The organism is Streptomyces sp. SS8 (genome assembly GCF_054072955.1).
Map to the genome: position 1 here is coordinate 1 of NZ_JBSVCZ010000053.1, position 5,379 is coordinate 5,379.

Below are 5,379 nucleotides of genomic sequence, written 5' to 3' on the forward strand. Positions count from 1 at the left end.
CGCCCGCGGGAAGTGACCAGGGGTGAGGGGGACGCCGGCAGCGGCGTCCCCCTCACCGCGAGAGCGCCCCGCCACCGGATCCCGTACCGCCCCGCCGCACGGAAGACCCGTATGTACCCTCTGCTGTTCCGCCTGATCCTCAAACGCCTGGACCCCGAGCGGGCGCACCACCTGGCGTTCGCCCTGATCCGGCTGGCCGCCCGAGTCCCCGGCCTGCGCGCCCTCGTCGCGGCCGTCGCGGCCCCGGGCCGGACGCAGGCCCGCGCCCTGGCCACCGAGGCCTTCGGCCTGCGGATGCGCGGCCCCTTCGGGCTGGCCGCCGGATTCGACAAGAACGCGGTCGGCATCGACGGGCTCACCATGCTCGGCTTCGACCACGTCGAGACCGGCACCGTCACCGCCCATCCCCAGCCCGGCAACCCCGCACCCCGGCTGTTCCGCCTGGTCGCCGACCGGGCCCTGGTCAACCGCATGGGCTTCAACAACGACGGCTCCGCCGCCGTGGCCGCCCGCCTGGCGGGGCGCCGGGCCGTCTTCCCCGCCACCGTCGGCGTCAACATCGGCAAGACCAAGGTCACTCCTGAGAGCGAGGCCGCCGACGACTACGCGCTCTCCGCCTCCCGGCTGGCCCCGCACGCCGACTACCTCGTCGTCAACGTCTCCTCGCCCAACACCCCCGGCCTGCGGAACCTCCAGGCCACCGAGCACCTGCGCCCGCTGCTGGAGGCCGTGCGCTCCGCCGCCGACGCCGCGGTGCCCGGCCGGCGCGTCCCCCTGCTGGTCAAGATCGCCCCCGACCTGGCGGACGAGGACGTCGACGCGGTCGCCGACCTCGCCGTGGAGCTGGGCCTGGACGGCATCATCGCCACCAACACCACCATCGCCCGCGACGGCCTGGGCCTGGCCACCGGCCGCGCCGAGATCGAGGCCGTCGGCGCGGGCGGGCTGTCCGGCGCGCCGCTGAAGGACCGCTCCCTGGCCGTGCTGCGCCGTCTGTACGCCCGCGTCGGCGACCGCGTCACACTCGTCGGCGTCGGCGGGGTGCGGACCGCCGACGACGTCTGGGAGCGCATCCTGGCCGGGGCCACCCTCGTCCAGGGCTACAGCGCCTTCGTCTACGAGGGGCCGCTGTGGTGCCGCCGCGTCCACCGGGGCCTGGCCGCGCGCCTGGCCGCCAGTCCGTACGCCACCCTCGCCGAGGCCGTCGGCGCCGACACCCGGAAGGTGACCTCCCGATGACCGTTCCGCAAGCCCCGCAGCCCCCCGGAGCCCCGCAGGCCCCCGGCGCCCCCGAGCCGTTCGGCGCCCGGCTGCGCCGCGCCCTGGACGACCGGGGCCCGCTGTGCGTCGGCATCGACCCGCACGCCTCGCTGCTGGCGGCCTGGGACCTGGACGACGACGTGGCGGGCCTGGAACGGTTCACCCGTACGGTGGTGGAGGCCCTCGCCGACCGGGTCGCCGTCCTCAAGCCGCAGTCCGCCTTCTTCGAGCGCTTCGGTTCGCGCGGCATCGCCGTCCTGGAGAGGGCGATCGCCGACGCGCGCTCGGCCGGCGCCCTGGTGCTCACCGACGCCAAGCGCGGCGACATCGGCTCCACCATGGCCGCCTACGCCGCCGCCTACCTGGACCCGGGCAGCCCGCTGTTCTCCGACGCCGTCACCGTCAGTCCCTATCTGGGCTTCGGTTCGCTGCGTCCCGCCCTGGACGCGGCGCGGGCGGCGGGTTCGGGCGTCTTCGTCCTCGCCCTGACCTCCAACCCGGAGGGCGCCGAGGTGCAGCGGGCCACCGCCGGGGGCGGTGCGTCGGTCGCCCAGACGGTGCTGGACCACATCGCGCGGGAGAACGCCGGGGCCGATCCGCTCGGCCCGGTCGGCGCGGTGGTCGGCGCGACGCTGGAGGAGGCCGGCGCGGACCTGGCGGTCAACGGCCCGCTGCTGGCGCCGGGGCTGGGAGCCCAGGGCGCCACCGCGGCCGACCTGCCGAGGGTCTTCGGCGGCGCGGTGCGCAACGTGGTGCCGAGCATCAGCCGGGGAGTCCTGGGCCGAGGGCCCTCGCCGCAGGCCCTGCGGGAGGCCGCGGCCAGGGAGGCCGACGCCCTGCGGGAGGTCCTGGGCTGATCGGCCGGGGCAGAACCGGAGAGTCCGGAAAAACCGGGGCACCCCGCGGAATCGACCCTTCAACCGTTCCCTTTTGCCAGGGAATGCCCGAGTCGGCTCAAGTCTGACCTGGACTTTTCCCCCGTTCTCGCTGACTCAGGCGCGATGGGCCGCTAGTCTCCGACGAGAGCACCGCGAATTCCGGGGTCCTCGCAGGTCCGGAGGGCGCCGGGGGACGTGTTGCTCATTGCTCCGCAGGTGCGGGGCCACTAGGTTCCTCACCGACCAATATCCGACCAGTTCGACATCCGAGGTGACGTAGGCGTGGCTCTTCCGCCCCTTACCCCTGAACAGCGCGCAGCCGCGCTCGAGAAGGCCGCCGCGGCTCGCCGGGAGCGCGCCGAGGTCAAGAACCGACTGAAGCACTCCGGCGCCTCGCTCCACGAGGTCATCAAGCAGGGCCAGGAGAACGACGTCATCGGCAAGATGAAGGTCTCCGCCCTCCTGGAGTCCCTGCCCGGCGTCGGCAAGGTCCGGGCCCGCCAGATCATGGAGCGGCTCGGCATCTCCGAGAGCCGCCGGGTGCGCGGTCTGGGATCCAACCAGATCGCCTCCCTGGAGCGTGAGTTCGGCGGCGGTTCCGCCTGACGTTTCCGGGCCCGCCCGGGAACCGGGATAATCGCCGTATGAGTGAACGTCCGCGACTGACCGTGCTCTCCGGCCCCTCCGGGGTCGGCAAGAGCACGGTCGTCGCTCATCTGCGCAAGGTCCATCCGGAGATCTGGCTCTCGGTGTCCGCCACCACCCGCAGGCCGCGCCCCGGCGAGCAGCACGGAGTCCAGTACTTCTTCGTGGACGACGAGGAGTTCGACAAGCTGGTCGCCAACGGCGAACTGCTGGAGTGGGCCGAGTTCGCGGGCAACCGCTACGGCACCCCGCGGCGGGCCGTGCTGGAGCGGCTGGAGGCGGGCGAGCCGGTGCTCCTGGAGATCGACCTCCAGGGCGCGCGGCTGGTTCGCGAGTCGATGCCCGAGGCACAGCTCGTCTTCCTGGCCCCGCCGAGCTGGGACGAGCTGGTCCGCCGCCTCACCGGCCGCGGCACCGAGTCCCCCGAGGTCGTCGAGCGGCGGCTGGCCGCGGCCAGGATCGAGCTGGCCGCCGAGTCGGAGTTCGACGTGACCCTGGTCAACACCTCCGTCGAGGACGTCAGCCGCGAGCTGCTAGCCTTGATGAAGGTTTCGTGATCGTCGCCGGAGGGCCGGGCAGGACAGCCGCCGGAGTCCGGGACACCGGCGGGAGGCCTCCCGTACCGAGGTCCGGCCGGATCACCGCCCGTCTTATCCACCGCAGCGGAAGGTAGAGCGTGTCCTCTTCCATCAACACGCCCGAGGGCATCATCAACCCGCCGATCGATGAGCTGCTCGAAGCCACCGACTCGAAGTACAGCCTGGTGATCTACGCCGCCAAGCGTGCGCGCCAGATCAACGCCTACTACTCGCAGCTCGGCGAGGGCCTGCTGGAGTACGTCGGCCCGCTGGTGGACACCCACGTCCACGAGAAGCCGCTGTCGATCGCGCTCCGCGAGATCAACGCGGGTCTGCTGACCTCCGAGGCCGTGGACAACCCGACGCAGTGAGGCCCCGGCCGCCCACGGCGGCCGGCCGCACGAACGGCATCACCACCACCACGGGCCCGGCAGCGCGGCTGCCGGGCCCGTGGTGTGTCATGGGTACCGGCGGAAGCGTCCCCGACGCGCCCGCCGCCGACGCGCGACAGCGAGCGAGTGAGCGGCCGACGGGCCGCCGAGCCGGGGAGAGGCGAGGGATGGACAGGTCCGACAAGCCCAGGGTGGTTCTGGGGGTCAGCGGCGGCATCGCCGCCTACAAGGCGTGCGAGCTGCTGCGGAGGCTGACGGAGTCCGGCCACGACGTACGGGTGGTGCCGACCGGGTCGGCGCTGAGGTTCGTCGGCGAGCCCACCTGGGCGGCGCTGTCGGGCAACCCCGTGACCACGGGGGTGTGGGAGGACGTCCACGAGGTCCCGCACGTGCGCATCGGGCAGGAGGCCGATCTGGTCGTCGTCGCACCCGCCACCGCCGACACCCTCGCCCGGGCCGCCCACGGCCTCGCCGACGACCTGCTGACCAACACCCTGCTCACCGCCCGCTGCCCGGTGGTCTTCGCGCCCGCCATGCACACCGAGATGTGGGAGCACCCCGCCACCGCCGAGAACGTGGCCACCCTGCGCCGCCGCGGCGCGGTCGTCATCGAGCCCGCGGTCGGACGGCTGACCGGCAAGGACACCGGCAAGGGGCGCCTGCCCGACCCCGGCGAGATCTTCGAGGTCTGCCGCCGGCTCCTGGCCCGCGGTGCCGCGCCCGGGCGCGACCTGGCCGGACGGCACGTCGTGGTCAGCGCGGGCGGCACCCGCGAACCGCTGGACCCGGTCCGCTTCCTGGGCAACCGCTCCTCGGGCCGGCAGGGGTACGCCCTGGCCCGCACCGCGGTGGCGCGCGGCGCACGGGTGACCCTGGTGGCCGCCAACACCTCCCTGCCCGATCCCGCGGGCGCGGACGTGGTGCCGGTGGGCACCGCCGTGCAGCTGCGGGAGGCCGTGCTGAAGGCCGCCGGGGACGCGGACGCGGTGGTCATGGCCGCGGCGGTGGCCGACTTCCGGCCCGCGGGCTACGAGCAGCGGAAGATCAAGAAGCGGGAGGGGCGGGAACCGGAGCCGGTCGCCCTGGTGCGCAACCCCGACATCCTCGCCGAACTCTCGGCCGCCCGCCCCCGCCCCGGGCAGGTGGTCGTCGGCTTCGCGGCCGAGACCGACGACGTCCTGGCCAACGGCCGGGCCAAGCTCGCCCGCAAGGGATGCGATCTGCTGGTCGTCAACGAGGTGGGGGAGGACAAGACCTTCGGCGCGGAGGAGAACGAGGCGGTCGTCCTGGGCTCGGACGGCAGCGAGACACCCGTGCCGCACGGCCCCAAGGAGGACCTCGCCGACACGGTGTGGGACAAGGTCGTCCGCATGCTGAACGCCGGGTGAGACCGGGGGCGGCAGGGCCGCATGGCCGTGCCACCAGGGACGCGGTCCCCCGCCCGGCACGGCCCCTCCCCTTCGCGGGAGCCGTGTGGCACGTTGGTCGTGTGTCGGAGTGCGAGACGTCCTGGCGGATCCGCGATGAGCTGCGGATAAACTGACGGCGGACCGCGCTCGGGCCAGCCCGACGACCGGATCCGCACACCAAGTCAGCCAGCAGCCGCTGCAAACCCAGGGAGCGATG

Annotated in this window: 6 protein-coding genes; all 6 read left to right on the forward strand. The window is 73.7% G+C overall.

The window, feature by feature from the left end; all coding sequences use genetic code 11:
- Nucleotides 1-111: 111 nt before the first annotated feature.
- The 6 genes from ACW69E_RS27640 (at nt 112) to coaBC (ending at nt 5,141) form a co-directional block, all read left to right on the forward strand.
- The gene (locus ACW69E_RS27640) at nt 112-1,239 is read left to right on the forward strand and encodes a quinone-dependent dihydroorotate dehydrogenase (protein ID WP_457501019.1); all 1,128 of its coding nucleotides are present in this window, start codon (nt 112-114) and stop codon (nt 1,237-1,239) included.
- The gene (gene pyrF, locus ACW69E_RS27645) at nt 1,236-2,117 is read left to right on the forward strand and encodes an orotidine-5'-phosphate decarboxylase (protein WP_457501020.1); all 882 of its coding nucleotides are present in this window, start codon (nt 1,236-1,238) and stop codon (nt 2,115-2,117) included. Before ACW69E_RS27640 ends, pyrF begins: the two co-directional genes overlap by 4 nt.
- Nucleotides 2,118-2,420: 303 nt before the next feature.
- Nucleotides 2,421-2,744, forward strand: coding sequence for an integration host factor (locus tag ACW69E_RS27650; RefSeq protein WP_093656674.1), 324 nt, complete (start codon nt 2,421-2,423; stop codon nt 2,742-2,744).
- 38 nt (nt 2,745-2,782) lie between these two features.
- Nucleotides 2,783-3,340, forward strand: a complete 558-nt coding sequence (gene gmk, locus ACW69E_RS27655; protein ID WP_457501021.1) for a guanylate kinase — start codon at nt 2,783-2,785, stop codon at nt 3,338-3,340.
- 119 nt (nt 3,341-3,459) lie between these two features.
- The gene (gene rpoZ, locus ACW69E_RS27660) at nt 3,460-3,732 is read left to right on the forward strand and encodes a DNA-directed RNA polymerase subunit omega (RefSeq protein WP_237882748.1); all 273 of its coding nucleotides are present in this window, start codon (nt 3,460-3,462) and stop codon (nt 3,730-3,732) included.
- Nucleotides 3,733-3,920: 188 nt separating this feature from the next.
- A complete protein-coding gene (coaBC, locus tag ACW69E_RS27665) occupies nt 3,921-5,141 on the forward strand; it encodes a bifunctional phosphopantothenoylcysteine decarboxylase/phosphopantothenate--cysteine ligase CoaBC (protein WP_457501022.1) in 1,221 nt (406 codons plus the stop codon).
- Nucleotides 5,142-5,379: the final 238 nt, after the last annotated feature.